The sequence below is a fragment of the Sphingosinicella terrae genome, assembly GCF_003347635.1.
In the GTDB taxonomy this organism is placed as follows: Bacteria; Pseudomonadota; Alphaproteobacteria; order Sphingomonadales; family Sphingomonadaceae; genus Allosphingosinicella; species Allosphingosinicella terrae.
This window is the reverse complement of the sequence record NZ_QDFY01000002.1, coordinates 394,004-419,824: the sequence shown is the minus strand read 5'-3', so window position 1 is coordinate 419,824 and position 25,821 is coordinate 394,004. Positions and strand designations below refer to the sequence as shown.

Below are 25,821 nucleotides of genomic sequence, written 5' to 3'. Positions count from 1 at the left end.
TCCCCTCGGCGAGTGGTCGCCCCCGGTCTCGGCCGGGTCCAATATTGTTATGGCGAATAGCTAAAATGCCGGGTCACTGCAACCGTTTTCATAAGCCAGCGGAGCGAGACCGTTTGACACTTTGAGCCCAGGCGCCGGCAGTGCATGGTGCGGCGATGAGGACAGGCTGGTGATCCCGGGCGGCTCGGCCCCGCGCATCCACGATGTCGCCGCGCGCGCCGGCGTTTCCGCGGCGACGGTCTCGCGATTCTTCAACATGCCGGGGCTGCTCGCCGAGGAGACGGCGGAGAGGATCCGCCGCGCCGTCGAGGAAATCGGCTATGTCCCCAACCTCAATGCCGGCGGCCTCGCGTCCCGCCGGAGCGGGCTCGTGGCGGTGTTCGTCCCCGTCATCTCCAATTCGATCTTCAACCCAACCATCGAGGCGATGGTCGACGCGCTCTCGGCCGAGGGCATGAGCACCATGCTCGCCATGACCGGCCCCCGCTTCGAGGTCGCGCCGCGGCTGATCGACGCGGCGCTCGGCCGACAGGCGGACGCCATCGTCCTCACCGGCGGCGCCCATGGCGAATCGGTCCGCCGGCGGCTGCGCGAGCATCCGACCCTCGTCGTCGAGACCTGGGGACTGCCTGAGGATCCGATCAATTATGCGGTCGGCTTCTCCCACCGCGCCGTCGGCGAGGCGGTGGCGCAATTTCTCGGCGAACGCGGCTATCGGCGCCCGCTCCTCGTCGTCGCCGAAGGCAGCCGCGCGCAGAGCCGGCGCGACGGCTTCGTCGAACGCTGGACGACCGACGGCGGCAGCCCGCCGGTCGAGATGAAGGTGAGCATCCCGAGCCGCTTCGGCCACGGCCGGGCCGCCTTCCGCCGGGTCGGTGAACTCGACCCCCGCCCCGACGTCGTCGTCTGCGGCTCGGATTCCCTCGCCCAGGGGGTGATCGTCGAGGCGCTTCATGCCGGAATCCGGATTCCCGACGATCTCGCCATCTTCGGCTTCGGCAACCTCGCGGTCGCCGGCGAGATGCGGCCGACGATCAGCACGGTCGACATAGACGGCGGCCGCATCGGCCGCGAGACCGTGCGCCTGCTCAAGCAGCGCGGCGAAGGCCGGCTTCCGGACGAGCGCAAGATCGACGTCGGCTTTCGCATCATCGCGCGGGAGAGCGCGTGAGCCGGACGTTGTGAGGCGCTGCCGCTGGCCCCACCTGCTCCCTGTCCCGGAGGGAGAGGGTTGGGGTGAGGGGGTAGACGGCTGGAGGAAATTCTCGGACTTGGAGCACCCCACCCTACCCTACCCCTCAGGGGGAGGGTTTCCAGGGTCGTGACCGCCATCGCTGCGTCGGGGTTGCTCGCGCGCTAGATGGACGATGCCGCGAACGGCGAGCCCCGCGGAGAGATATGCGATGCCCCCGCTTTCGCTGGTTCAGGCCTCGAAGCGGAGCGGGACCGAACGCGCGCCGATCTCGGGGAAGAGAGTCGGCACCGGCTCGCCGGCCAGCACGAAGCCCTTCGTCCGAGCGAGCAGCTCCTCGAGCGCCACCTTCAGCTGCATTCGCCCGATCGGAGCCCCGGGGCAATGATGCGGGCCGCGTCCGAAGGCGATATGCTCGCCGATATTCGGCCGGTTCAGCCGGAAGCAGGCGCCGTCCTCGAAGACGGCCTCGTCGCGATTGGCGGAGGCGTAGACGAGCGCGATCGGCTGGCCCGGCGCGATTCGGCGGCCGCCTATCTCGACCTCGCGCGTCGCCGTGCGGGCGAAGCCGCGATAGGGCGTATAGAGCCGCAGGAACTCCTCGACCGCGGCGGGGACGAGCGCGGGATCCTCGCGCAGCCGCGACTGCAGGGCGCGATCGCGGGACAGGTGGACGGCGATGCTGCCGACCATCACCATCGGCGCGATCATCCCGACCACCAGCACCTGCCGCACCGTGCCGACGATCATCTCGTCGGGCAGCGGCTCGCCCTGGTGGCGAGCCGCAAGCAGAGCGCTGGTCGGATCGTCACCGGGATCGAGCGGCTCGCGCTTGCGCAGGCCGATAAGATCGCGCGCCAGGTCGTAGAGGACGAGGCTGGTCTCCTTCATCGTGCCTTCCTGCGCCGACTGGACGGCAACATTGAAGGCGCGGCCCGCATCGTGCAGCCGGTCGAGCCACTGTGCCGGCATGTTCATCCAGGCGCCGAAAACCTGCACCGGCAGATAGCTGGAGAATTCGGTGCAGATGTCGCCGCCGCCGCGGGCGACCATCGGCTCGAGCAGGGCCGCGGCGAAGCGGCGGGTCACCGGCTCGAGCCGCTCGGCCCGCTCGGCGGTGAGGAGTGGATTGAGCGCCCGCCGATAGGGCGTGTGCTCGGGCGGATCGAGGTGGAGCGGCGGCCGCCGACCGGTGAACGCGACCTTGGGGATGACATTCTGGACCGAGGTAACGAAGGTCGCCGGGTCCGACGCGGCCTGCTTGACGTCGTCGTAGCGCATCAGCGCCCAGAAACCGCCCCAGGCCTCGCTGCGCGCCACCGGACATTCGGCACGCAGGCGCGCATAGTCGGCATGGGCGCTGTCGAACGTCTCCGGCTGAAGCGGATCGAAATCCTCGGTCAACGCGTCACCTCTCTCTTGAAACCGATTTCATAGGACCCGCGCGCCGCCACATCAAGAATAATGTTATGAGCAATAGCAAACTTGCCCGAACGGGACCGACCGGGTAGGGGTGACACGTTCCAGACCAGCCGGAGCCGATCGTGACCAGCCAGCGCACCCAAGTCGCCATCGTCGGAGCCGGGCCCGCCGGCCTGCTGCTGGGCCACCTGCTGCGCGCCGAGGGGATAGACGCCGTCATCGTCGAGCGGCAGAGCGCCGACTACGTCCTTTCGCGCATCCGCGCCGGGGTTCTGGAGACGGTGACCACCGGCCTGATGGAGCGGCTCGGCCTCGCCGAGCGGATGCGCGCCGAGGGCATGCCCGAGGACGGCTTCAATCTTGCCGACGGCGAGCGGCTGATCCGCATCGACATCTTCGGACTCACCGGCAGGCGCGTCACCGTCTACGGCCAGACCGAGCTCACCCGCGATCTCATGGAGGCGGCGCCTGCGCGCGGGCTCGAGATCGTCTACGAAGCGGCCGACGTGACGCTGCACAACGTCGACGGCGCCTCCCCTTCCCTCACTTATTCGAAGGACGGCGCCGAGCATCGGATCGAGGCCGCGTTCATCGCCGGCTGCGACGGCTTCCATGGCCCGTCGCGCAAGGCGGTGCCGGCAAGCGCCGGCCGCGCCTATGAGCGGGTCTATCCGTTCGGCTGGCTCGGCATCCTCGCCGACGTGCCCCCCTGCCATCATGAGCTTATCTACGCCAATCACGACCGTGGCTTCGCCTTGGCCTCGATGCGCTCGCCGACCCGCAGCCGCTATTATGTCCAGGTCGGGCTGGACGAGCGGCTCGAGGACTGGCCGGACGACCGGATCTGGGACGAGCTCGCCGTCCGGCTGGGGCCGGAAGCGGCCGCCGGAATCACCCGCGGCCCCTCGATCGAGAAGTCGATCGCGCCGCTGCGCTCCTTCGTGTTCGAGCCGATGCGGCACGGCCGGCTGTTCCTCGCCGGCGATGCCGCCCACATCGTCCCGCCGACGGGCGCAAAGGGGCTCAATCTCGCCGCCTCCGACGTCGCCTATCTGTCTGAGGCGCTGATCGCCTGGTTCGGGCGGCGCGACCCGGCCGGGCTAGAAGATTATTCCCGCCGCGCGCTCGCCCGCGTCTGGAAGGCGGAGCGCTTCAGCTGGCAGCTGACCACCCTCATGCACCGCTTCCCGGACACCGATGCCTTCGGCCGGCGGATGCAGGTCGCCGAGCTCGATTATATCGCCAGCTCGGAGGCGATGCGCACCGCCATCGCCGAAAATTACGTCGGCCTGCCGCTTTAGGGGCAGCCCTGCCGAGACCTACCCTCCGGAAGCTCGCCGCCTTTGGAAAACCCACCCCCTACCCCCCTCCCAGCGTGCGGAGACGGCAAACCGCGCCATTCGTTATGATGCAGAACAATATTGTTGACAATTTCGCGTTCAATCCTAGCCTCCGCCGCATAATAGAAGGAGGGAGAGGGATGATTCGTCGTGCTCTTCGGTCGCGCAGCCTGATGGCCTGCGCCGCCACCATGGCTCTGGCTTGGCCGCATCTGGCCTCGGCGGAGGCCGAGACGGGCGCCCCGCCCGCCCCCGTACCGGACGAGGTCGATGGCGGCCCGACCCCGATCACCGCCGAGGATGTCGGCGGCGAGGCCGGCGGCGAGGCGATCGTCGTCACCGGCAGCCGCGTCCGCGGCGCCGCGCCGGTCGGCTCGACCGTCATCTCGCTCGGCCGCGAGGACATCAACGCCTCGGGCGCGGCCACCATCGACCGCATGATCCGCGAGATTCCCCAGGTCTTCGACCTCGGCGTCAGCGAGAACAGCCGAGGGCAGGCCGGCGGCAACGGCAACGTTGCCTTCGGCAACAGCGTCAACCTGCGCGGCATCGGTCCTTATGCCACCCTGGTCCTGATCGACGGCCACCGCGTCATCAGCAACAGCCGCAACGTCGATCCCTCGGTGCTGCCGAGTCTCGGCGTCGAGCGGGTCGAGGTGATCGCCGACGGCGCCTCGGCCATCTACGGATCCGACGCCATTGCCGGCGTCGTCAACATCATCCCCCGCCGCAACCTGTCGGGCGTCGAGGTCTTCGCCCGTTACGGCATCGCCGAGGAAGGCGACTTCAACGAGTGGCAGGTCGGCGCCGCCATCGGCCATCGGTGGGATCGCGGCCAGGTCATGCTCGCCTACGAGCATGTCTATCGCTCCGCCCTCAACGGCACCGAGCGCGACTTCTTCGTCAACGATCAGCGCCCCTTCGGCGGCGCGGACTATCGCGCCCGCACCTGCAATCCGGGCAACATCCGGATCGGCGCGACCAGCTACGCCATTCCCGCCGGCGGCGTCACCCAGGCTACCGCGGGGCTGCTCGTGCCCGGCACCGTCAATCTCTGCGAGACGCTGAACATCCAGGATCTCTTCCCGGAGCAGGAATATGACAGCGTCAACGGCACCTTCACCTTCGAGGCGACCGATTGGCTGACCTTCTTCGCCGACGGCTTCTTCAGCCGGCGCGAGTTCACCCGCCGCTCCGGCACGCTCACCGCCTCGTTGAACGTGCCCCAGACCAACGCCTTCTTCGTCCGTCCGGACGGCTTCACCGGCACCTCCTACCTCGTCGACCGGGCCTTCACCGAAGTGCCGGGCAACGACTTTTCCGGCTACGCCCAGAATTGGCAGGTCACGCCGGGCGTCCGTGCCAATCCGTTCGGCGACTGGATCGTCGAGGGCATCTTCTCCTACGGCGAGAATGACGACCTTTCGCAGCAGCTCGGCGGCGTCAACAATGCGGCGCTCGCCGCCGCCCTGGCCAGCAGCGATCCGGCGACCGCCTTCGATCCCTACGGGCTCGGCCGGACGAGCCCGTCGGTGCTCGCCAATCTGTTCAACCAGATCGACCTGAGGCCCGTCCTCGCCACCTTCGTCGGCTACGAGGCGCGCGTGAACGGCACCCTGTTCGAGCTGCCGGGCGGGTCGGTGAAGCTGGCGGTCGGCTATGAAGGCCAGGAGAATCAGGTCGGCATCGGTTCGGCGCGCGGCAATCCGGGCACCCCGGTCACCTTCCGCGACTTCGAGCGGCGGGTCGATTCCGCTTATGCCGAATTGCTCGTCCCCGTCTTCGGGTCCGCCAATGCGCGGCCCGGCTTCGAGCGGCTCGAGCTCGACGCGGCGATACGCTACGACCATTATAGCGACGTCGGATCGACCACGAATCCGAAGTTCGGGATCAACTGGTCGCCGGTGCGCGGAGTCACCTTCCGCGGCAGCTACGGCACGTCGTTCCGAGCGCCGCTGATCACCCAGATCTACGGCAACAGCAACGCCATCTTCGGCCAGAACTACCAGAATCCGGAGGGCGGCCCGCCGCTGCTCGGCTTCGCTTATTCCGGTCCCAATCTCGACATCGGGCCGGAGGAGGCGACGACATGGTCGGTCGGCGCCGACTTCGCCTTCGGCGCCTTCCGGGCGAGCCTCACCTATTTCGACGTCGACTATCGCAACCAGGTCGAGACCTATCTCGCCGACCTCGCGATTCTCGCCCGCGAGGCGGACTTCGCCGGCACGGGAGTGATCCTGCGCGGCGAGGCGGCGGCGGCGCGCGTGCTCGAGCTGCTCGCCCAGGGCGTGCCGCTGGCGCGCGGCAGCTTCCCGGGCGGCGATCCCAATAACGTCACCCTGTTCGTCGACGGCCGCAACCGCAATCTCGGCACGTCGATCACCCGCGGCATCGACTTCCTTGCCAGCTACTCGGTGCCGACCGACAACGCCGGCACGTTCGGCTTCAACGTCAGCGGCACCTATCTCACCGACTATCAGGTCTCGATCACGCCGGACGGCACGCTCACCGACCGGCGCAACACCATCTTCCAGCCCTTGAAGTTCAAGGCACGCGCCGCGATCACCTGGGACTATGAGCCGGTGCGCGTCCAGCTTCGGGCGACCCATGTCGGCGGCTACACCAACAATGCGGTGACTCCGTCGGAGGAGGTGAGCCACTACACGCCGATCGACCTCAGCGTCGCCTGGGACCTGGAGGGCGGCAGCGGCTTCCTCGCCGGCGGCCTGACCTTCGGCATCGAGATCCGCAACCTGCTCGACGAGGATCCGCCTTACGTGAACCTCGCGCTCAGCGAGAATGGCGGCGGCGGCTACGATCCGACCACGACCAACCCGATCGGCCGCATGTTCGCGTTCAGCGTCCGCAAGACCTTCTGAAGGCCGGGCGGCGGCCGGCGCACGAGATCGCCGGGCAGCATCGTTCCGGGCCGCCGGCCGCCAGGCCTGGCCCGGAGCGGCGCTACCGGTAGAGGTTAGAGTTCAGTTCCGAAAGCGCCTGCAGGCCCTGATTGACATGATCGCGCATCGCCCGCTCCGCCTCCTCGACCCGGCCCTCGACGATCGCCGCGGTGATCTTCCTGTGGTCGGCATTGGCGTTGCGGATCCGCGCGACGCTGTAGAAGGTCGTGAACAGCAGGCGGTAGACGGGCACGGACAGGCGGGCGAGGAACTGGCGGATATAATCGTTGCCGCTCCCCTCGATGATGAGCTGGTGCCAGGCGGTGTTGAGCCCGGCGAAGCGATCATGGTCGCCGCTCGCCTCCCACTGGTCGAGCTCCTGCTGGATGCCGGCCAGCCGCGCTTTCTGCTCGGCGGTGCCGTGCGCGGCGAACTCGCCTGCGGCGAGGCCTTCCAGCGCCATTCGGGCGCGATAGATCTGACGGACCTCGTCGAAGCTGAACTGCTTCACCGAGGCGCCGCGAAACTCCTCGATCGCCACCAGCCCCTCGGTCTCGAGCCGCTGCAGCGCCTCGCGCACGCGGCTGCGAGCGGCGCCGGTCTCGCGGGTGATGTCGGCCTCGACGAGGCGCTGCCCGGGAACGAAGCGGCCGACGCGGATCCGGTCTCGGATCCAGTCGACGACGTCGCGGGCGGCGGGACCGGCCTGGGGGCGGCGCGCGCCTTCGACTTTCGCTTTTCCTGCAACGCCCACTCTGTATCCCCGTTTTTCTTCACCGAAGCGGTGCGCTGATGTCGCCCATCGTCGATGATATTGTCAACGAAGCGGACGGCGCGGTCGAGATTCTCCTGGCCGGCGACCTCATCCTCGACCTGCCCGATCCCGATCACTGGCTGTCGGGAATCGCGCCGGCGCTGCGCGCCGCGGACATCGCCATCGGCCATCTCGAGGTGCCGCACACGACGAGCCGCGAGGAACTGCAGGGGGACGTGCCCGCCCCCGGCGCCGATCCCGCCCATCTCGCCGCTTTGGCCCGCGCCGGCTTCGACGCGGTCAGCCTGGCCGGCAACCACATGGCCGATTGCGGGCCGCAGGGCATCGCCGAGACCGTCGCCGGCCTCGACTGGCTCGGCATCGCCCATGCCGGCGCCGGGGCCGACCTCGCGGCCGCGCGAGCGCCGGCGCTGATCGAGCGGGGCGGCAGGCGCGTCGCCTTGCTCAGCTACAATTGCGTCGGTCCGGTCGGAAGCCGGGCCGCGGCGGATCATCCCGGCTGCGCCTGGCTCGAGGTCGTCACCGCGGACGGCGGCCCCGCCTCCCCGGCCGCCGACCTCGTTCGCCACACCGAAGCCGCCGAGGCGATCCTGCGCGAGGATATCGCCCGGGCGCGCGGCGAAGCCGATCTCGTCATCGTCGCCTTGCACAAGGGAATCGTCCACCGGCCGGCGGTCCTCGCGCCCTACGAGCGGCCGCTCGCCTGGGCCGCGATCGACGCCGGTGCGGACGCCGTCGTCGGCCATCATGCCCACATCGCCCGCGGCATCGAGCGGCATCGCGGCAAGCCGATCTTCCACGGCCTCGGCAATGGCTGCGTCGTCACCCGCGCGCTCAGTCCCGACCAGTCGCACCCGGCGCGGCGCGAATGGGCGGAGAAGCGCAAGCGGCTGTTCGGTTTCGAGCCCGACCCGGCCTATCCGTTCGCGCCCTTCCACCCGGAAGCGGTGAACGCGATGCTCGCGCGGCTCGTCTGGCACGCCGACGGCAGCGTCGAAGCCGGCATCGTTCCGGTCCACGTCGAGCCGCCCGGCCGGCCGGTGCTGGCGCAGGGCGAGCGCGGCGATGCGGTCGCCGACTATGTCCGCCGGATCGGCGCGACCGCCGGGCTGCCGGCCTTGGATCTGACGCGGCGCGGAGATCGGCGGGTGCTGGCATGAAGGACGAAGGAAGCCCGGTGCGCCTGCCGATGCGGCTGCTGGTCGCGATCGGCGGCGGCGCGCTGCTGCTCGCCATGGCGGCGGACGCCGTCGCCGTGGTCGGCCGCCATGTCGGCCTGCCGCTGCTCGGCTCGATCGAGCTGGTTCAAGCCGCGGTGCTCCTCTCGGCGGCGGCGGCGATCGTCGTCGCCACCGTGCGGGGCAGCCACGCCGTCGTCCATCTGCTCGTCGAGCGCTGGTCGCCGCGCGGCCGCTTCTGGCTAGAAGTCGCGATCGGCCTCTCTTCCGCTTTCTTCTTCGCCGCCTTGCTCGCCGGCACGGTCTGGATCGCAGCGGATCTCTGGAACGGGCATGAGGAAAGCGAGCTGCTCCGCATTCCCTACCGGCCGCTTCGCATCGCCGTCGCCGCCTCGGCCGCCGCGGTCGCCATCACCTTCCTTGTCCGTATCGTCCGCCGGGGGAAGCCGTGATGGCGACGCCCGAGACCGGCCTCATCGGAATCCTCATCCTCTTCGCGCTGCTGCTGCTCGGCATCCCGATCGGCGTCTCGCTCGGCCTGGTCGGCCTGGGCGGGCTCGTCCTCGTGCTCGGTCTCGAGCCGGCGCTCATCAAGTCGGGCGTCGTCCTGTTCGAGACGATGGTCCGCTACGAACTCGGCACGCTGCCGCTCTTCCTGCTGATGGCGCATCTCTGCTTCTCGGCCCACGCCAGCCGCGACATCTTCGACGCGGCGGCAAAGATGGTCGGCCACCGCCGCGGCGGTCTCGCCTTCGCCTCGGTCGGCGGCTGCGCGGCGTTCGGCGCGATCAATGGGTCGAGCCTGGCGACGGCGGCGACGATCGGCATGGTCGCGCTGCCGGAGATGCGCCAGCGCGGCTATGCCGACACGCTCGCCACCGGATCGGTCGCGGCCGGCGGGACGCTGGGCCAGATGATCCCGCCCTCGGGCGCGCTCATCGTCTTCGGCATCATCGCCGAAGAATCGATCGGCAAGCTGTTCACCGCGGCGATCGTGCCGGGCATCACCCAGATGCTCTTCTACTTCGCCGCGATCTGGCTGCTGGTCCGTTTCCGGCCCGACGTCGCCCCGCCGACGGCGCGGGCGAGCTGGGCGGAGCGCTGGTCGGCGCTCAGGCGCATCGCCGACATCTTCCTGCTCATCCTGATCGTGATCGGCGGCATCGCGCTCGGCTGGTTCACCCCCACCGAGGCCGCCTCGGTCGGCGCCGTCGGCGCCCTGCTCATCGCCGCCTTCCGCCGGCGGTTGACCTGGAAGAATCTCTACGCCGCGCTCGACGACACGCTGATGACCAGCGGGCTCATCTACGTCGTCGTCATCGGCGCCCTGCTCTTCTCGGTCTTCGTCAGCGTGACGGGACTCGCCGACGCCGCCGGCCAGGCGATTTCCGGCCTCGGCTTCGGGCCGCTGGCGACCGTCCTCGTCATCGCGCTCTTCCTGCTGCTGCTCGGCTCGGTGCTCGACGGCCTCGCTTTGATGCTGCTGACGACGCCGATCCTGCTGCCGATCATCGTCGAGCTCGGTCTCTCGCCGATCTGGTTCGGCATCTTCCTGGTCCGGGCGATGGAGATCGGCTTCGTCCATCCCCCGATCGGCATGAACCTCTACGTCATCCAGCGCATCTCCGGGGACGTGCCGATCGGCCGCATCTTCCGCGGCGTGCTGCCCTTCCTCACCGCCGATTTCCTCCACCTCCTGCTCATCATCCTCTTTCCGGTGGTGGCGCTGGGTCTTCCGCAATGGCTTGGACAATGAACCTGACCCTCAGCATCGACGCCGTGCTCGACGACCCTCTCGCGGCCGCGCGCGGCGCGGACCGGGCGATCGGGCATGTCGGAATGGACGTCCCCGACGACGTCCTGCTCGCGCCCGGCCTCACTGCGATACACCTGCCCTGGCAGGCCGACCGGGCGACCCCGGCGGCCGACTGCTGGCTGGAAAGCAGCTTCCCCGGCCCCGCCCGCTCGATCCTGCAGGACTGGGCGGACGGCCGGTTCGACAGCCTCGACAAGGTCGTCTTCACCCGCGGCGAGGACAGCGCGCAGCGCCTCTATTATTATGTCTGCGAGCTGCAGCGTCGCGGCCAGCTCGGCGGCCCCGAACCACTTATCTTCGACGTCGCCCGCATCGAGCGGCCGACCAGCGTGGTCCGGACGACCGAGGCGGTCCGCAAGCTCGCCGCGGCGCTCGGTCTGGGCGATGACGCCCTTCGCCAGGGGATCGACCGCGCCAATCGTCGCCGCGCCTTGTTCCGCGACCTCGAAGCGCGCCGCTCGGGTCCCGGCAGTCGGCACGAGCGCTTCGCGCGCGCCACCCTGTTCGCGCCGGTCGAGCCCTTGCCGCCCACCGACGAGCCCCCGGCTGGCGGCCGGGTCCTTCTCGCCGGATCGGCGCCCCCTGACGACCGCCTCCATCTCGCGGTCGAGGCGGCCGGATGGACGGTCGTGCGGGAAGTCTATGACCGTGCGCCCGGGCGGCTCGCCGAGCCGGAAGTGCCGGCCGATGCCGATGATCCCGCCGCGGCCATCGGCGCGCAGGTCCATGCCTCGCCGTGGAGCGCGCGCAGCTTCGTCGACCGCGCCGCCTTCCTCCGCGGTGAGGCCGGCCGCGCCGCCGCCGACGCCGTCATCCTCTGGCTGGTCTCAGAGGAGGAGGGCCTGGTCTGGCACGTTCCGAACCAGCGCCGCGCGCTCGAGGCGGCCGGTCTTCCCCATCTCTCGCTCGCCAACCGCCGCTGGGACGCCGCCGACGGCGCGGCCGACGAAATCCGCCACTTTCTCGAAGGACTTGACCGATGAAACCGCTCGCCGGCCACAAGGTGGTCGCCGCCGGCGCGATGGCCGGCCGCCCCCTCGCCCGCTTCCTCGCCTCGCTCGGTGCCGACCTGGTGACGGGGGGGGGCGGCGAACTGGCGGGCGCCAGCTTCCTCATCGACGATGTCGGCGCCGACGGCTTCGCCGAGGCCGGCTGGCCACGCGCACGGATCGAGCAGCTGTATCCCGCGCTCGTCCATGTCTCGGTGACCCCGTTCGGCAGCGGCGGCCCGCGCGGCGGGTGGAAAGGCGGCGAGCTGGTCGCTTCCGCCATGGGCGGCGCGCTGCGCCTCACCGGGCAGCCCGACCGGCGCCCCGTCAAGGAGGCGCTCGACGCCTGCACCTTCCACGCCGACATGGCCGCGGCGGCGGGCGCGATGGCCGCCTCGCTCGAGCGCGCCCGCTCCGGCCGCGGCCAGCATGTCGACGTTTCGATCCAGGAAGTCGCGTTCAGCCGCAACGTCAACGGCATCCTTTCCTGGCAGTTCGACCGGCGCAAGCTCCACCGGGCGGGCGGCGCGCTCAATTACGGCCGGGCGACGGTGCGCTGCATCTGGGCGCTGGCGGACGGCTGGTGCTTCCATTCGCTGATGACCGGCCGCTTCGGCGCGCCGGCCAACCAGGCGCTGTCGGACTGGATCGACGAGGCCAGGCTGCCCAATCCGCTCCGCGGCGTCGATTGGCTGAGCTACAACCGCTCGACCCTCGACCCGGAGATACGGGCGCAATGGGAGGCGGCGATCGCCGATTTCTTCGCGACGCGCACCCGCGCCGAAGTCGGCACGGAGGGCCGCCGCCGCGGCATCAATGCCTGCGTCGTCGCCGAGCCGCGCGACGTCCTGGGCGATCCGCATCTGGAGGCGCGCGGCTTCTGGACCGAAGCCGAGGGACTGCGCCTTCCCGGCCGCTTCGTGTCGCTGCGCGAAGCCACGGCAGCCGCGCCCGTGCGCGACATCGCGCCGAGCGATCGCCCGGGGCCGCTCTCCGGCCTGCGCGTGCTCGATTTCTCCTGGGCGCTGGTCGGGTCGATCACCACCAAGACATTGGGCGACCTCGGCGCCGACGTCGTCAAGGTCGAGAGCCGGACCCGCCCCTGCCTGTCGCGCCTCGACGTCCAGGTCTCCGCGTCGAGGCCTGGCAATTTCGACGACAAGCCCTGGTTCGCCCATCTCAACACGTCGAAGCGCAGCCTCGCGCTCGACATGAAGAAGCCGGAGGCGCGGGCGCTGCTGCGGCCGCTCGTCGAATGGGCCGACATCGTCGTCGAGAACTTCTCGCCGGGCACGATGGCCAAGCTCGGGCTCGATTATGACAGCCTCGCCGCGATCAATCCGGCGATCGTCATGGTGTCGGGCAGCGTATTCGGCCAGACCGGGCCACTCGCCGAGGAATGGGGCGTCGACGGCACCGGCGGCGCCCTGTCGGGGCGGACCTTCCTCACCGGCTGGCCGGACCGCGATCCGGTCATCCCTGGCGCGGTCCCTTATGGCGACGTCATCGTTCCCTTCGTCATGGCGGCCGCGGCCGCGGCCGCGATCGAGCATCGCGGACGGACCGGGCGCGGCGGCCATGTCGACGCCTCGATGTACGAGATCTGCGTCCAGCAGATGCACGACGCCTTCGTCGCCGAGCAGCGGGGCGAGCGGCCGACGCGGATGGGCAATGCCGACCCGGTGGTGCACCATCAGGATCTCTACCCGGCCGCCGGCGAGGATCGCTGGGTCGCGATCACCCTGCCGACGGCCGAGGACGAGGCCAGGCTCAAGTCCGTCACCGGCGACGACGTCGCCGCCTGGACCAGTCAGCGCAGCGACCGGGAGGCGGCGGAGATACTGCAGGCGGCCGGAATCATGGCCGGCGCGGTCCAGGATATCGAGGACCTGATCGAGGCCGACCCGCAGCTCGGCGCGCGCGGCGCCCTCGTCGAGCTCGACCACGAGCTGCTCGGCCGCTTCGGCCATGTCCGCACCCCGATCGACTTCTCGCGCGATACGGTCGCGCCGTTCCGGCCGCCGAGCCTCGGCGAGCATTCGGTCGAGATCGCGACCGGGCTGGCCGGCCTCTCGCCGGAGCAGGCGCGCGCGCTCCAGCAAACAGGACTCTTCCAATGACCACGACGACCGGCCTTCGCAGCCGCAAGGACCTTGCCTGCACCTCGGCGGCGACCGCCTTCCAGAAGGCGTTCGGCGCCGATCTCAGGCGCCGCGTCGTCGACGAGGGCGAGCCCTTCGCCATTGCCCAGGCGGATACGCCGCACGAGATCTTCCACGTCATGGATATCCCGCTGGTCACCAACCAATGGTGGTCGGCCTATATCTCCGCCAAGCAGCTCTCGACCCGCTATTTCGAGGCGATGACGGCGAAGGGCTATCCGTCCAACAGCTGCCGCTATTGCTCGCTCGGCCTCGCCTGCACCCTCGCCGACGATCCCGCCAGCGCGCCCTGGGGCGGGCTGCCCAAGCCGAGCGTGCTGCTCGCCCGCCTGACCTGCGACTGCATCCAGAACGTCTTCGCGCAATGGGCCGACGCGCTCGGCACCGACTTCTTCGCGATGGAGGCGCCGGCCTGGACCCACAAGGACCCGGCCTGGTTCGACAAGTCCCGGGGACAGTGGGAGCAGGTGTTCCAGGAGGACCGGATCGCCTTGCTGGTCGAGGAGATGCGCGCCCTGATAGACCTGCTCGAGCGCAAGACCGGCCGCCGCTTCGACGAGGAGAAGCTCGCGCATCTGATGGAGCGGATCAACGAGCAAGAAGGCTATATTGACGAGGCGGCCCGGCTGATCGGCTCCGCCCGCCCCTGCCCGGTGGCGATCACCGACCAGATGCCCAACACGATGATCCCGCAATGGCATCGCGGCTCAGACTGGGCGGTCGCCCATGCCAAACGCTTCCGCGACGAAGTCGCCGAGCGCGTGGCCAAAGGCGAGGCGGTCGCACAGAACGAGAAATTGCGGCTGATGTGGATCGGGGCCGGGCTGTGGCACGATCCCGGCTTCTATCAGGCGCTGGAGGCGCGGCTCGGCGCCGTCTTCGTCTGGTCGATGTACATGCCCTTCGCCGGCCCGCAATATATACGCGAGATCAAGGGTCGGCCAATGGAGGCGCTGGCCAGCCGCATCTGCTCGATGAACGAGGTCCTCCACCTGCCGCCGTGGATGAACGGCTGGATGGTGAGCGAGGCGGAACGCTGCGGCATCGACGCCGCGGTGATGCTGGTGCCGCCGGGAAGCCGCCTCTCCCAGTCCGGGACCAACCTGACCCGGCTCGCGCTGGAGGAAGCCGGCGTTCCGGTCCTCGCCTTCGACGCCGACATGGTCGACGCCGCCCATTGGGACCGCGAGGCGATGGTCGGCGTGGTCGAGCGCTTCCTGATCGACGCGGGGCGGGCATGAGGGCAGCCGCCCTCCTCCTTCCTTTGCTGCTCGTCCTGCTCGGCTGCAGCCGTCCGCTGCCGCCGGGCACGACCGAGATCGTCTATGCGACGCCCTACGGACCGACCCATCCGTTCAGCCGCGCCGACCGCGCCTGGATGGACTTCGTCGACCGCCGATCGGGCGGCACGCTGCGGGTCCGGCCGAGCTGGTCGGGCGCGCTGCTTTCCTCCGATCATTCCATGGAGGAGCTGCGCCACGGCGTCGCCGATGCCGGGCTGATCACCCCGATCTACGTCAAGGGCGGCGCCCACCTCATCCGGGTCCAGTCGGGCTTCTATGCCGGCATCACCGACATCGACCAGCAGCTTGCTCTGTATCGCTGCATGGCCGCGGCCAGTCCGCAATTCGCGGAGGAGCTGGACGGGCTGGTCGTGCTCGCCGTCCAGGGCGGCAGCCTGCCCGGCATCATCACGCGGGAACGGCCGGTACGCACCCTCGACGACCTGCGCGGGCTGCGCATCCGGGCGCCGACCGAATTGCTCTCGGTGCTGCGTCATCTCGGCGCCGATCCGGTCAACATGCCGATGGGCGAGGTCTATTCCGCCTTGGCCAAGGGCGTGCTCGACGGCGTCGTCGCTCCGGCCGACACGTTCCGCGCGCTCCATTTCGCCGAGGTCACCCGTCATTTCACGCCGCTCGCGATACCGCGCGGCGCCTATCCCGCGCGGGCGATGAGCCGGGCGCGCTGGGATCGTCTCTCGCCCGAGCACCGGGCGGTGCTCCGCGAGGCGAGCGCGGTCTGGGAAGCGGCGCTGGCCCGCGAGATAAGCGCCGCGCTCGAGGCCGGGTTCGAGGCGGCCACGAGCAGCGGCGTCCAAGTCTATCCGGTCCGCCCGGAGGACCAAAGCGCCTTCGACGCCCTCTATTTGCGCGACGCTGCGGCCAATGCCGCCGCTTTGTCGCGCTACGGCATCGACGGCAGCCAGGTGTTCAACACGGCCCGCGCCAGCATCGGCGCGAACGGCCAGGTCACGTGCAGGAGTTCCTAACCATGTCCAGGCCCCTGGAGGGCATCCGCGTCGCCGACTTCAGCCATGTGATGGCGGGACCGTTCGCCTCGCACCTGCTCTGTCTGCTCGGCGCCGAGGTGATCAAGATCGAGGCGCCCGGGCGCGGCGACGCGATGCGCTATTATGGTGCCGATCGGCGCTATGACGGCATGGCTCCCGCCTTCATCGCGGTGAATGCCGGCAAGAAGTCGATCAGCCTCGACCTCAAGAGCGAGGCGGATCTCGAGACCGCGCTGGACATCGTCGACCGATCGGACGTGCTGCTCGAGAATTTCCGGCCCGGCGTGATGGCGCGGCTCGGGCTCGGCTACGAGGCGGTGCGGGCGCGCAACCCGCGCCTCGTCTACTGCTCCATCTCCGGATACGGCCAGGAGGGACCGCTGCGCGACTGGCCGGCGATCGACAATATCGTCCAGGCCACGAGCGGCATGATGAGCCTGGGCGGCAATCCCGGAGATCCGCCGATGCGGGTGGGCTTTCCCGTCGTCGACACGCTGACCGGGCAGACCGCCGCCCTCGCCGTCCTGGCTGCCTTGTTGGGTCGCGAGCGCAGCGGCAAGGGCGAGTTTATCGACGTCGCCATGCTCGACGCGAGCCTCGCCTTCATGGCCTCGGCGGTGGTGCCCTATCTCGTCACCGGCACCGCGCTCGAGCGCACCGGCAATGTCGGCTATAGCGGACAGCCGACCTCGGCGATGTTCGAGGCGGGCGACGGCCGGCTGATCTCGCTCGGCGTCGTCCAGCAGGGCCAGTTCGCAGCGCTTGCCCGGCATCTCGGCCGCGAGGACTGGCTGGAGGACCCGCGCTTCGCCGATCCCGATAGCCGCCGCACCCATTCGGCCGCGATGCAGGAGAGCCTCGCCGCCGAATTGCGGCGCAAACCGGCCGAGGCCTGGGAGGCCGAGATGAGCGCCGCGGGCATTCCCTGCGGCATGGTCCGCGAGGTCGGCGAGGCCGCCTCCCTTCCCCACCTCGCGGAACGCGGCCTCAAGCTTCCGCTGCGTGTCGACGGCCTGCCTGACTCGCCCGATTGCCACATCGTCGGCGCCGGCTTCCGCTTCGCCGGCGGCGAGGTCGGAACCGAGACCGCTCCGCCCCGCCTCGACGAGCAGGGCGACGAGATACGCGATTGGCTTCGCCGAAGCCGCACCTGAAACGGCGCGGCCGCCTGGCCAGGACAGACTCTAACGCCCGCCGGCGATGTCGATGAGCGCGCCGGTCGTGTAGGAGGCCTCCTCGCTCGCCAGCCACAGGATGGCGGCGGCCACTTCCTCCGGCGCGCCGGCGCGGCCGAGCGGCGTGCCGGCGCCGAGCCGCCGGGCCCGGTCCGGCTGGCCGCCGCTGGCATGGATGTCGGTCTCGATCAGGCCGGGGCGTACGGCGTTGACGCGGATCCCCTCGGGCCCGAGCTCGCGCGCCAGGCCGATGGTGAGGCTGTCGATCGCGCCCTTTGACGCGGCATAATCGACATATTCGAACGGCGAGCCGAGCCTGGCGGCCATCGACGAGACGAAGCTGATCGAGCCGGTCCGCCGCGGCAGGCGGCGCGCCGCCTCGCGCGCGCAGAGCAGGGCGCCCAGCGTGTTGACCTCGAGGACGCGCCGGATCCGCGCCGCATCCATGTCGGCGAGCGGCATCGCGCGCTCGACGATGCCGGCATTCACCACCACTGCGTCGATCCGGCCGAAACGCGCCTCGGCCGCGTCGAACAAGGCGAGCACCTGGGCCTCTTCGGCAACGTCGCCGGGCAGGGCAACGGCCGCCGCGCCCCGCGCCTCCACCGAAGCGACGACCTCGCGCGCGGCCGCCTCGTTGGCGCGGTAATTGAGTGCCACGGACCAGCCGCGCTCGGCGGCGAGGAGAGCGGTCGCGCGCCCGATCCCGCGCGCGCCGCCGGTGATCAGCATCGTCGGCATTGCCCGGGGCTAGGACGGACGGTTCGGCGCCACAATCACAAATTCGCGGGTAACGCCGACGGCGCGGCCAGGCGCCCCAGCGCCGGCACCGGGCTCGCAAATGATCCGGCTGCCATCGGACGGAAATCAAACCTGGGAGGCTGTTGCACCGGTGCAACGCAAGACAAACCAATCGCGCTCGCCAGTATCGCGGGGTCAAATATCGGTCCCTCCCGCCCCCCCCCTGTCGCGCGGTCCTATAACTAGGACACCAAACTCCATTCCCGACAGGAACAGCAATGAAGAGCGTACATCTACTTGTCGCCGCAGCGCCGCTGGCGCTGGCGACCCCGGCTCTTGCCGAAACCGCCTCGGTGATTGCGGCGGCCGCCGGCACCACCGCCACGGCGGCCACCGACGCCGCGCAGGACGCTGCGGCGCCCCGCGACATCGTCACCACGGGCGTCGCCCGCGGCCGCGACCGTCTCGACATGGCGATCTCGACCAGCTCGCTGAGCTCCGACGAAATCCTCAAGCTCGGCGCCCCCTCCGTCGCCGAAATCCTGCGCGCAATCCCCGGCATCCGCTCGGAGGCGACGGGCAGCGAGGGCAATTCGAGCCTGTCGATCCGCGGCCTGCCGATCGCTTCGACCGGTGCGCACTTCGTGCAGATCCAGGAGGACGGTCTTCCCGTCCTCGAGTTCGGCGACATCGCTCTCGCCACGTCCGACAGCTTCGTCCGCGCCGATCTCAACCTCTCGCAGGTCGAGACCATCCGCGGCGGCTCCGCCTCGACCTTCGCCTCCAACTCGCCCGGCGGCGTCATCAACTTCAAGTCCCGCACCGGCGAGACCGAGGGCGGCGCCGTCCAGACGACGGTCGGCCTCGACTATGAGAGCTATCGGATCGACTTCGCCTACGGCGCGCCGATCAACGACCGCCTGCGCTTCCAGATCGGCGGCTTCTACCGCACCGGGGAGGGCCAGCGCAGCGCCGGCTACGACGCCTATCGCGGCGGCCAGATCAAGCTCAACGTCACCCAGGATTTCGAGGGCGGCTATATCCGCTTCTACGGCAAGTTCCTGGATGACAGCGCGCCGGTCTACGATCAGGTTCCGATGCGGGTGACCGGCACCAACGCCGATCCGTCGTTCGACTCCGTCACCGGCTTCGAGGCCAATGGCGACAGCCTGCTGACGCGCTACTTCACCACCAACATCACGCTCGACGGCGAGAACAACGTCTCCCGCCACGACGTCCGCGACGGTCAGCGTTCGCAGGTAAAGTCGGTCGGGCTCGAGGCGCAGTTCGAGGTCGCCGGCTGGACCGTCACCGACCGCTTCCGCTATTCGGACATGGCGCGTCACTTCGTCGGCCGGATGTACCCGACCTTCGGCCCGGCAGCGATGCTCGCGATGCAGTTCGGCGGCCCCGGCGCGACCCTGCGCTACGCCAACGGTCCGCAGGCGGGCCAGACGATCACCGATCCGAACGCGCTCAACGGCAACGGCCTGCTCGCGCTGCTCACGGTGGTCGATGTCGACCTCCACAGCCTGAACTACGGCGTCAACGACCTGCGCGCCAGCCGCGTCTGGGAGATTGGCGGCGGCAACCTGACCACCACTGCCGGCATCTACAATTCGCGTCAGACGATCGACTCCGACTGGCTATGGACCCAGGTCGTGTCCGAGGTTCGCGGCGACGGCGAGGCCGCCTTGCTCGACATCGTCAGCGCCGGTGGCGTGCCGCAGACCCAGGACGGCTTCTTCAGCTTCGATCTGGGACGCCGCGGCGGCCAGTTCCGTCGCAGCTTCCGGCTCGACTATGCAGTCAACGCGCCGTTCGCGTCGCTCAACTACCATGTCGGCAATCTCGTGCTCGGCGGCAGCCTTCGCTACGATTTCGGCCATGCGAGCGGTTCCGTTTTCGGCTCGGACCTCGGCGCCGGCCGCGTCGGCACGACCGCGCGCGACATGAACGGCGACGGCGTGATCTCGGTCGCCGAGCGCTACGTGGCCGTGCTGCCGCTCACCAGCCCGGCTCCGGTCGACTATGACTTCGGCTACCTGTCCTACTCGGTGGGCGTCAATTACCGGATCGCCGAGCCGCTGGCCGTGTTCGGACGCTACAGCCGCGGCGGCCGCCTCAATGCGGACCGTATCCTGTTCAGCCCGATCGTCAGCCCGACCGACGGCAGCATCCTGATCGACGGCGCCGCCGTCGACTTCGTGAAGCAGGCCGAGGTCGGCGTGAAGTACCGCACGTCGAACCTGACGCTGAACCTGACCGGCTTCTGGGCCGCGACCGAGGACACGAACATCGACAGCACCAACGGTGCGCCGATCCTTCGCGAATATGAGGCGATGGGCCTCGAGTTCGAGGGCGGCTACCGCTGGGGCGGGTTCAGCCTCACGGCCGGCGCGACCTACACCGACGCGGAGATTACCGCCGACCAGCTTCGTCCGGAGCTCATCGGGAACACCCCGCGGCACCAGGCCGAGCTCATTTTCCAGGCGACGCCGCAATATTCGACCGACCGCTTCGCCGTCGGCGCGGTGTTCATCGGCACGACCGGCAGCTTCGCCCAGGATACGAACGAGCTTCGCATGCCGGGCTATGTCACGACCAACGCGTTCGTCCAGTTCCGTCCGACCGAGCGGCTGCTGCTGTCGCTCAACGCGGACAACCTGTTCGACGTGACGGCGTTCACCGGGATCAACCAGGCCACCCTTCCGGTCAACGGGATCGTGGGCGCCCACCTGCTGAACGGCCGGACGATCTCGGCGACCGCGCGCTTCGACTTCTAATGCGCCATCCGGCCGGTCCAGCTGGACCGGCCATTTGCCGGCGCCGCGAGCGACGCCGCTCCGGGGGCGCCACGCCTGGCAACGGGCGTGGCGCCCCTCGTTTGTGCCCGCGGCCTTCCGCACCGGCTGCGAAAAGCTCACGTCCGATCGTGCTTAACAAGCTGAATAGCCCCGCCTCCGGAAGAATGCGGACCCCCATCATTTCCGCGTCATCCGGCCCGTTCGCGGCGCGCCTCGTCCTATAATCGAACCACCTGAATTTGCATTCAACAGGGACGAACAATGACAAGGGCTTATCTGCTGCTTACCGCGGCGCCGCTGGCGCTCGCGACCCCCGCTTTCGCCACCACCGCGACTTCGGCGGCGACGTCGACCGAAGCCGCTCAGGACGCCGCGCCGAGCGACGTCGTCACCACCGGCGTCGCCCGCGGCCGCGACCGGCTCGACATGGCGATCTCGACCAGCTCGCTCGACGACGTCGAGATCCTCAAGCTGGCGCCGCGCTCGATCTCCGACCTGCTGCGCGCCATTCCCGGCATCCGCTCCGAAGCCAATCTCGGCGAAGGCGGCGCCAGCATCTCGATCCGCGGCCTGCCGATCGCGTCGAGCGGAACCAAGTTCGTCCAGCTCCAGGAGGACGGTCTCCCGGTCCTCGAGTTCGGCGACATCGTGCCGGTGAGCGGCGACAGCTTCATCCGCGCCGACCTCAACCTCGCGCAGGTCGAGACGATCCGCGGCGGCTCGGCCTCGACCTTCGCCTCCAATTCGCCCGGCGGCGTGATCAACTTCAAGTCGCGCACCGGCGAGACCGAGGGCGGCGCCGTCCAGACCAGCGTCGGCATCGACTATGAGGAATATCGCGCCGACTTCGCTTATGGCGCTTCGATCAACGACGGCCTGCGCTTCCACGTCGGCGGCTTCTACCGCACCGGCGAAGGCCCCCGCAGCACCGGCTTCGACGCCTATCATGGCGGCCAGATCAAGCTCAACGTCACCCAGGACTTCGAGGGCGGCTATATCCGCTTCTACGGCAAGTATCTCGATGACGCGGCCCCGGCCTACGACACCGTGCCGATGCTGGTCAGCGGCACCGACGCCAATCCGGTGTTCGAGAATGTCGGCGGGTTCGACGTCCGCGACGACACCTGGTACTCGCGCTATTTCACCACCAACGTGCTGCTCGACGGGCAGAACCGGGTCACCCGCAGCGACGTGCGCGACGGCCAGCGCTCTATGGTCAAGGCGGTCGGTCTCGAGACCCAGTTCGAGCTGGCCGGCTGGACGGTGACCGAGCGCTTCCGCTATTCGGACGTCTCGGCGCATGTCGTTCAGACGATCGCGCCGTTCGTCGCTGCGCCCGACATGCTCGGCATGGTCCTCGGCGGGCCCGGGTCGACGCTCACTTATGCCAACGGCCCCCTCGCCGGTGCGCCGGTCACGGCGGCGAGCACCGGCAACAATCTGGCGGCGTGGCTCACCATGTTCGACGTCGACCTGCACGGGCTCGACAACGTCACCAACGACCTTCGCGTCAGCCGGGTCTGGGAGATTGGCGGCGGCGACCTCACCACCACTGTCGGCGTCTACAATTCGCGTCAGCAGGTGAACACGGACTGGCGCTACACCTCGATCATCTCCGAGGTGCGCGGCGGCGGCGAGGCGGCGCTCATCGACATCACCCGGGCCGACGGCACGCCGATCACCCAGGACGGCTTCTACGCCTTCAACTTCGCCCTCGCCGGCGGCGGCGTGCGGCGAAGCTACGAGCTCGATTACGCCACCAACGCCCCGTTCGCGTCGCTGAACTATCATATCGGCAGCGTCGCCATCGGCGGCAGCCTCCGCTACGATTTCGGCAGCGCCAGCGGCTCGATCTTCGGCGTGGACCTCGGCGGCGGCCGGGTCGGCACGATCCCGTTCGACATCAATGGCGATGGCATCATCTCGGATGCCGAGACGCGCGTCGGCGTCACGCCGCTCACCAGCCCGGCGCCGGTCGACTATGACTATCGCTATCTGTCCTATTCGACGGGCATCAACTGGCGCATCGCCGAGCCGCTCGCCGTCTTCGCCCGCTACAGCCGGGGCGGCCGGGCCAATGCCGACCGCATCCTGTTCAGCCCGCTCGTCAGCACGGTGGACGGCAGTCTCGTCGACGAGGATGCCGCGGTCGACTTCGTCCGTCAGGCCGAAGCGGGGGTCAAGTTCCGCAGGACCAACCTCACGCTGAATCTGACCGGCTTCTGGGCCGAGACCGAGGACACCAACCTGGACAATGCGACCGGCATGGCGATCTCCCGCGAATATCGGGCGATGGGCCTCGAGTTCGAAGGCGGCTATCGCTGGGGTCCGCTCAGCCTCACCGCCGGCGCGACCTTCACCGACGCAGAGATCCTCGTCGATGCCGTCAACCCGGCCGTGGTCGGCAATACCCCGCGCCACCAGGCGAAGCTGATCTTCCAGGCGACGCCGCAATATACGACGGACCGGTTCAGCATCGGCGCGACGTTCATCGGCACGACCGGCAGCTTCGCGCAGGACACCAACCTGCTCCGCATGCCGGGCTATGTGACGACCAATGCGTTCGTGCAGGTCCGTCCGACCGAGCAGCTGCTGCTGTCGCTCAACGCGAACAATCTCTTCAACGAGACGGCGTTCGTGGCGATCGACACGGGTTCGATCGCCGCTGCCACGGGCGGCATCGCCAGCGTTCGTCCGCTCAACGGGCGGACGGTGTCGGCGACGGCGCGGTTCAGCTTCTGAGCCTCGGGGCGCCGGTCCTCTCCCCTGCCGGCGCCTCGTGCGGGGCGCGGCACCTGTCCCAGGACAGGCGCCGCGTCCCCACCTACTTCGTGATCGACGGCGGCGTGCGGACAGGACGAAGCGGGCCGGGAGCCGTTCGTGAGCGTGCCGGCCCGAAAGCGGCGGAAAGGGCGGCATTGTGCCGATTTCGGCCCAGTTCCAACGCGATCGCCCGACCCGCTGTCTATAATTGACTCACCAGAAAACCAGTCCGGAGGAACCGGAGGCCGTCCTGTACCGCCGGGCGCACCATCTTCCTCCCAATCCGAGGCGAATACGATGTTTAGCGCGATGAGCATTCCCAGGAAGCTGGGCTTCTCCTTCCTCGCGATATGCGCGTCGGCCGCGATCATGATGATCGTGTTCTACATGGCGATCGCATCGATCCGCAGCTCGACGGACAGCAATAATCTCAGCCAGTCGATCTACGCCAAGGCGCTGACCCTCGAGACGTCGGTGCTGCGCCAGAACAGCCAGTTCCGCGGCTTCCTGGTCACCGCCGACGAGAGCTACCTCAACTCCTATTTCGAGGCGCGCGACGAATATGATCGCACTTCCGCCGAACTGGAGTCGCTGCTCGACGCTGCGGCCCAGCGCGAGCTGGTGCTGACCTCCCGGCGCGAGACCGAAGCCTGGCGCCGCAATTGGGGTGACCGCCTCATCGCCTGGACGCGCCAGGGCCGCCGCGACGCCGCCCAGGACGCGGTACGTGCCGGCGGGGCGTCGGTGCTGATCAGCAAGCCGGTGCTGCCGCTGCGAGAGCTGCGCGACGGCGAAACCGAGGAGATCGAGCTCAACTCGGCGAGACAGGAGAGCGCCATCTCCACTGCCATGACGACGCTGGCCATCGGCGGCATCTTCCTCATCGGCATCTCGGTCATCCTGGCGATGCTGCTCAGCCGCCTCATCGCCCGGCCGATCAGCGGCCTCACCCGCTCCATGGCCGATCTGGCCGCCGGCAAGAACGACATCGCCGTGCCGGACAGCGAGCGCAAGGACGAGCTGGGCGACATGGCTCGCGCCGTCCTGGTGTTCCGCGATGCCGCCGTCGCCAAGCAGGCGTCGGACACGGCCCGGGCGCGCGCCGAGACCGAGCAGAAGATGGTCGTCGAGTCGGTCGCCACGCATCTGTCCGAGCTCGCCGGCGGCAACCTCACCGCCGAGATCGACGCCGACTTCCCTGCTGAATATGCAGCCGTGAAGACCAACTTCAACGCCGCCATCGTCTCGCTGCGCGAGCTGATCGGCTCGGTGATGGAGACGACGTCCACGATCAGCACCGGTTCGAACGAAATCGCACAGGCATCGGAGAATCTGGCGCGCCGCACCGAAGCCAATGCCGCGAGCATCGAGCAGACTTCGGCCGCGGTCACGCAGATGGACGAGCGCATCAAGGCAACCGCCGAAGCCGCGACCAAGACGGTCCAGCGTGCCGACGGCGCGATCGCCACGGTGACCCAGGGCCGCAACGTCGCCGACGAGGCGGTCCAGGCCATGGGCCGCGTCGCCGAGAGCGCCAAGGGCATCGACAGCGTCATCGAGGGTCTCGACAAGATCGCCTTCCAGACGCGCGTCCTCGCTATGAACGCGGCGGTCGAGGCCGGCCGCGCCGGCGAGGCGGGCCGCGGCTTCGCGGTCGTCGCCGACCTCGTCTCGGCGCTAGCGATGCGCTCGGAGGAGGAAGCGGCGCGCGCGCGCGGCCAGCTCACCGCGACCCAGACCGACATCGTCGCCGCCGTCGAGATGGTGCAGAAGGTCGACGGCGCCCTGGCCGACATTTCGGGCGACGTCGGCGAGGTCCACGACCTGCTCGCGCGGATCGCCGTCGACAACCAGGCCCAGTCGACCGCCATCACCGAGGTGAGCGCGGCGATGGGCAGCATGGACCAGTCGACCCAGCAGAATGCCGCGATGGTGGAGGAGACATCCGCCGCCGCCCGCAACCTCGCCAGCGAAGTGGCCGGGCTCAGCGAGCAGGCGAGCCGGTTCACCGTCGACGGCCGTAGCGGCGGCGCCTCGCTCCGGCCGTCGGCGCGGATCACCTCCGCGCCGTTCCGGCCGCTGCCGGCAGCCGCCGTCCCCGCCCTCGTCCGCCCGGGCGCCGGCGAGGATGACGACTGGCGGGAATTCTGATCGTGACAAGAACGGCCGCCGTTCCCCCGTGGGAGCGGCGGTCACGCGCCCCGGGCCGACCAGAAAAGACCAGGCCCGGCCGGCGCAGCGTCCTGCTCCCCAAAGCAGGCGCATCCG

The 25,821-nt window shown here is 69.4% G+C and carries 17 protein-coding genes; 14 read left to right on the top strand and 3 right to left on the bottom strand.

The genetic code is table 11. From position 1 onward, the window contains the following. Positions 1 to 169: 169 nt before the first annotated feature. Positions 170 to 1,171, top strand: coding sequence for a LacI family DNA-binding transcriptional regulator (locus tag DDE10_RS07465; RefSeq protein ID WP_284734497.1), 1,002 nt, complete (start codon positions 170 to 172; stop codon positions 1,169 to 1,171). A gap of 252 nt (positions 1,172 to 1,423) precedes the next feature. Here the strand turns inward: DDE10_RS07465 and DDE10_RS07460 are convergent, their stop codons facing one another. Beyond that, positions 1,424 to 2,596 (bottom strand): cytochrome P450, encoded by a 1,173-nt coding sequence (locus DDE10_RS07460; RefSeq protein ID WP_114952102.1) that lies wholly within the window; start codon positions 2,594 to 2,596, stop codon positions 1,424 to 1,426. Between the two features lie 140 nt (positions 2,597 to 2,736). On the opposite strand from DDE10_RS07460, the gene pobA reads away from it, so the two are divergent. Both pobA and DDE10_RS07450 read left to right on the top strand, forming a co-directional pair. Then, positions 2,737 to 3,915 carry a 4-hydroxybenzoate 3-monooxygenase gene (gene pobA, locus DDE10_RS07455; protein WP_114952101.1) on the top strand — a complete coding sequence of 393 codons (1,179 nt, stop codon included), beginning with the start codon at positions 2,737 to 2,739 and terminating at the stop codon, positions 3,913 to 3,915. A 179-nt stretch (positions 3,916 to 4,094) separates the two neighbouring features. Then, the gene (locus DDE10_RS07450; RefSeq protein WP_162806425.1) at positions 4,095 to 6,833 is read left to right on the top strand and encodes a TonB-dependent receptor domain-containing protein; all 2,739 of its coding nucleotides are present in this window, start codon (positions 4,095 to 4,097) and stop codon (positions 6,831 to 6,833) included. Positions 6,834 to 6,915: 82 nt separating this feature from the next. On the opposite strand, the gene DDE10_RS07445 is transcribed toward DDE10_RS07450, so the two are convergent. Next, positions 6,916 to 7,608, bottom strand: coding sequence for a GntR family transcriptional regulator (locus DDE10_RS07445; protein ID WP_114952099.1), 693 nt, complete (start codon positions 7,606 to 7,608; stop codon positions 6,916 to 6,918). Between the two features lie 38 nt (positions 7,609 to 7,646). Between DDE10_RS07445 and DDE10_RS07440 the strand changes: the two genes are divergently transcribed. Genes DDE10_RS07440 through DDE10_RS07405 form a run of 8 tightly spaced genes read left to right on the top strand, consistent with a single transcriptional unit; the run spans position 7,647 to position 17,221 of the window. Further along, positions 7,647 to 8,789: a CapA family protein gene (locus tag DDE10_RS07440; protein WP_114952098.1), complete on the top strand. Its 1,143-nt coding sequence runs from the start codon at positions 7,647 to 7,649 to the stop codon at positions 8,787 to 8,789. Further along, on the top strand, positions 8,786 to 9,259 hold the full coding sequence (locus tag DDE10_RS07435; protein ID WP_114952097.1) for a TRAP transporter small permease subunit: 474 nt from the start codon (positions 8,786 to 8,788) through the stop codon (positions 9,257 to 9,259). The genes DDE10_RS07440 and DDE10_RS07435 overlap by 4 nt, the downstream gene beginning before the upstream one ends. Then, positions 9,259 to 10,563, top strand: coding sequence for a TRAP transporter large permease (locus DDE10_RS07430; RefSeq protein WP_284734496.1), 1,305 nt, complete (start codon positions 9,259 to 9,261; stop codon positions 10,561 to 10,563). The genes DDE10_RS07435 and DDE10_RS07430 overlap by 1 nt, the downstream gene beginning before the upstream one ends. After that, on the top strand, positions 10,560 to 11,606 hold the full coding sequence (locus DDE10_RS07425) for a 2-hydroxyacyl-CoA dehydratase family protein (RefSeq protein WP_284734495.1): 1,047 nt from the start codon (positions 10,560 to 10,562) through the stop codon (positions 11,604 to 11,606). The genes DDE10_RS07430 and DDE10_RS07425 overlap by 4 nt, the downstream gene beginning before the upstream one ends. Next, positions 11,603 to 13,732 (top strand): CaiB/BaiF CoA-transferase family protein, encoded by a 2,130-nt coding sequence (locus tag DDE10_RS07420; protein WP_114952096.1) that lies wholly within the window; start codon positions 11,603 to 11,605, stop codon positions 13,730 to 13,732. The genes DDE10_RS07425 and DDE10_RS07420 overlap by 4 nt, the downstream gene beginning before the upstream one ends. Beyond that, the gene (locus tag DDE10_RS07415; RefSeq protein ID WP_114952095.1) at positions 13,729 to 15,015 is read left to right on the top strand and encodes a 2-hydroxyacyl-CoA dehydratase subunit D; all 1,287 of its coding nucleotides are present in this window, start codon (positions 13,729 to 13,731) and stop codon (positions 15,013 to 15,015) included. Before DDE10_RS07420 ends, DDE10_RS07415 begins: the two co-directional genes overlap by 4 nt. Further along, positions 15,012 to 16,046, top strand: coding sequence for a TRAP transporter substrate-binding protein DctP (gene dctP / locus DDE10_RS07410; RefSeq protein ID WP_114952094.1), 1,035 nt, complete (start codon positions 15,012 to 15,014; stop codon positions 16,044 to 16,046). Before DDE10_RS07415 ends, dctP begins: the two co-directional genes overlap by 4 nt. A gap of 2 nt (positions 16,047 to 16,048) precedes the next feature. Continuing rightward, complete coding sequence (locus DDE10_RS07405; protein WP_114952093.1) at positions 16,049 to 17,221, top strand: CaiB/BaiF CoA transferase family protein; 1,173 nt, start codon at positions 16,049 to 16,051, stop codon at positions 17,219 to 17,221. A gap of 30 nt (positions 17,222 to 17,251) precedes the next feature. On the opposite strand, the gene DDE10_RS07400 is transcribed toward DDE10_RS07405, so the two are convergent. Then, a complete protein-coding gene (locus DDE10_RS07400; RefSeq protein WP_114952092.1) occupies positions 17,252 to 17,983 on the bottom strand; it encodes an SDR family oxidoreductase in 732 nt (243 codons plus the stop codon). A gap of 278 nt (positions 17,984 to 18,261) precedes the next feature. On the opposite strand from DDE10_RS07400, the gene DDE10_RS07395 reads away from it, so the two are divergent. The 3 genes from DDE10_RS07395 to DDE10_RS07385 all read left to right on the top strand — a co-directional run bounded on the left by DDE10_RS07395 (position 18,262) and on the right by DDE10_RS07385 (position 25,704). Next, positions 18,262 to 20,769, top strand: a complete 2,508-nt coding sequence (locus tag DDE10_RS07395; protein WP_114952091.1) for a TonB-dependent receptor domain-containing protein — start codon at positions 18,262 to 18,264, stop codon at positions 20,767 to 20,769. 282 nt (positions 20,770 to 21,051) lie between these two features. Continuing rightward, a complete protein-coding gene (locus DDE10_RS07390) occupies positions 21,052 to 23,532 on the top strand; it encodes a TonB-dependent receptor domain-containing protein (protein WP_114952090.1) in 2,481 nt (826 codons plus the stop codon). Positions 23,533 to 23,850: 318 nt separating this feature from the next. Then, the gene (locus tag DDE10_RS07385; RefSeq protein WP_114952089.1) at positions 23,851 to 25,704 is read left to right on the top strand and encodes a methyl-accepting chemotaxis protein; all 1,854 of its coding nucleotides are present in this window, start codon (positions 23,851 to 23,853) and stop codon (positions 25,702 to 25,704) included. Positions 25,705 to 25,821 lie beyond the last annotated feature (117 nt).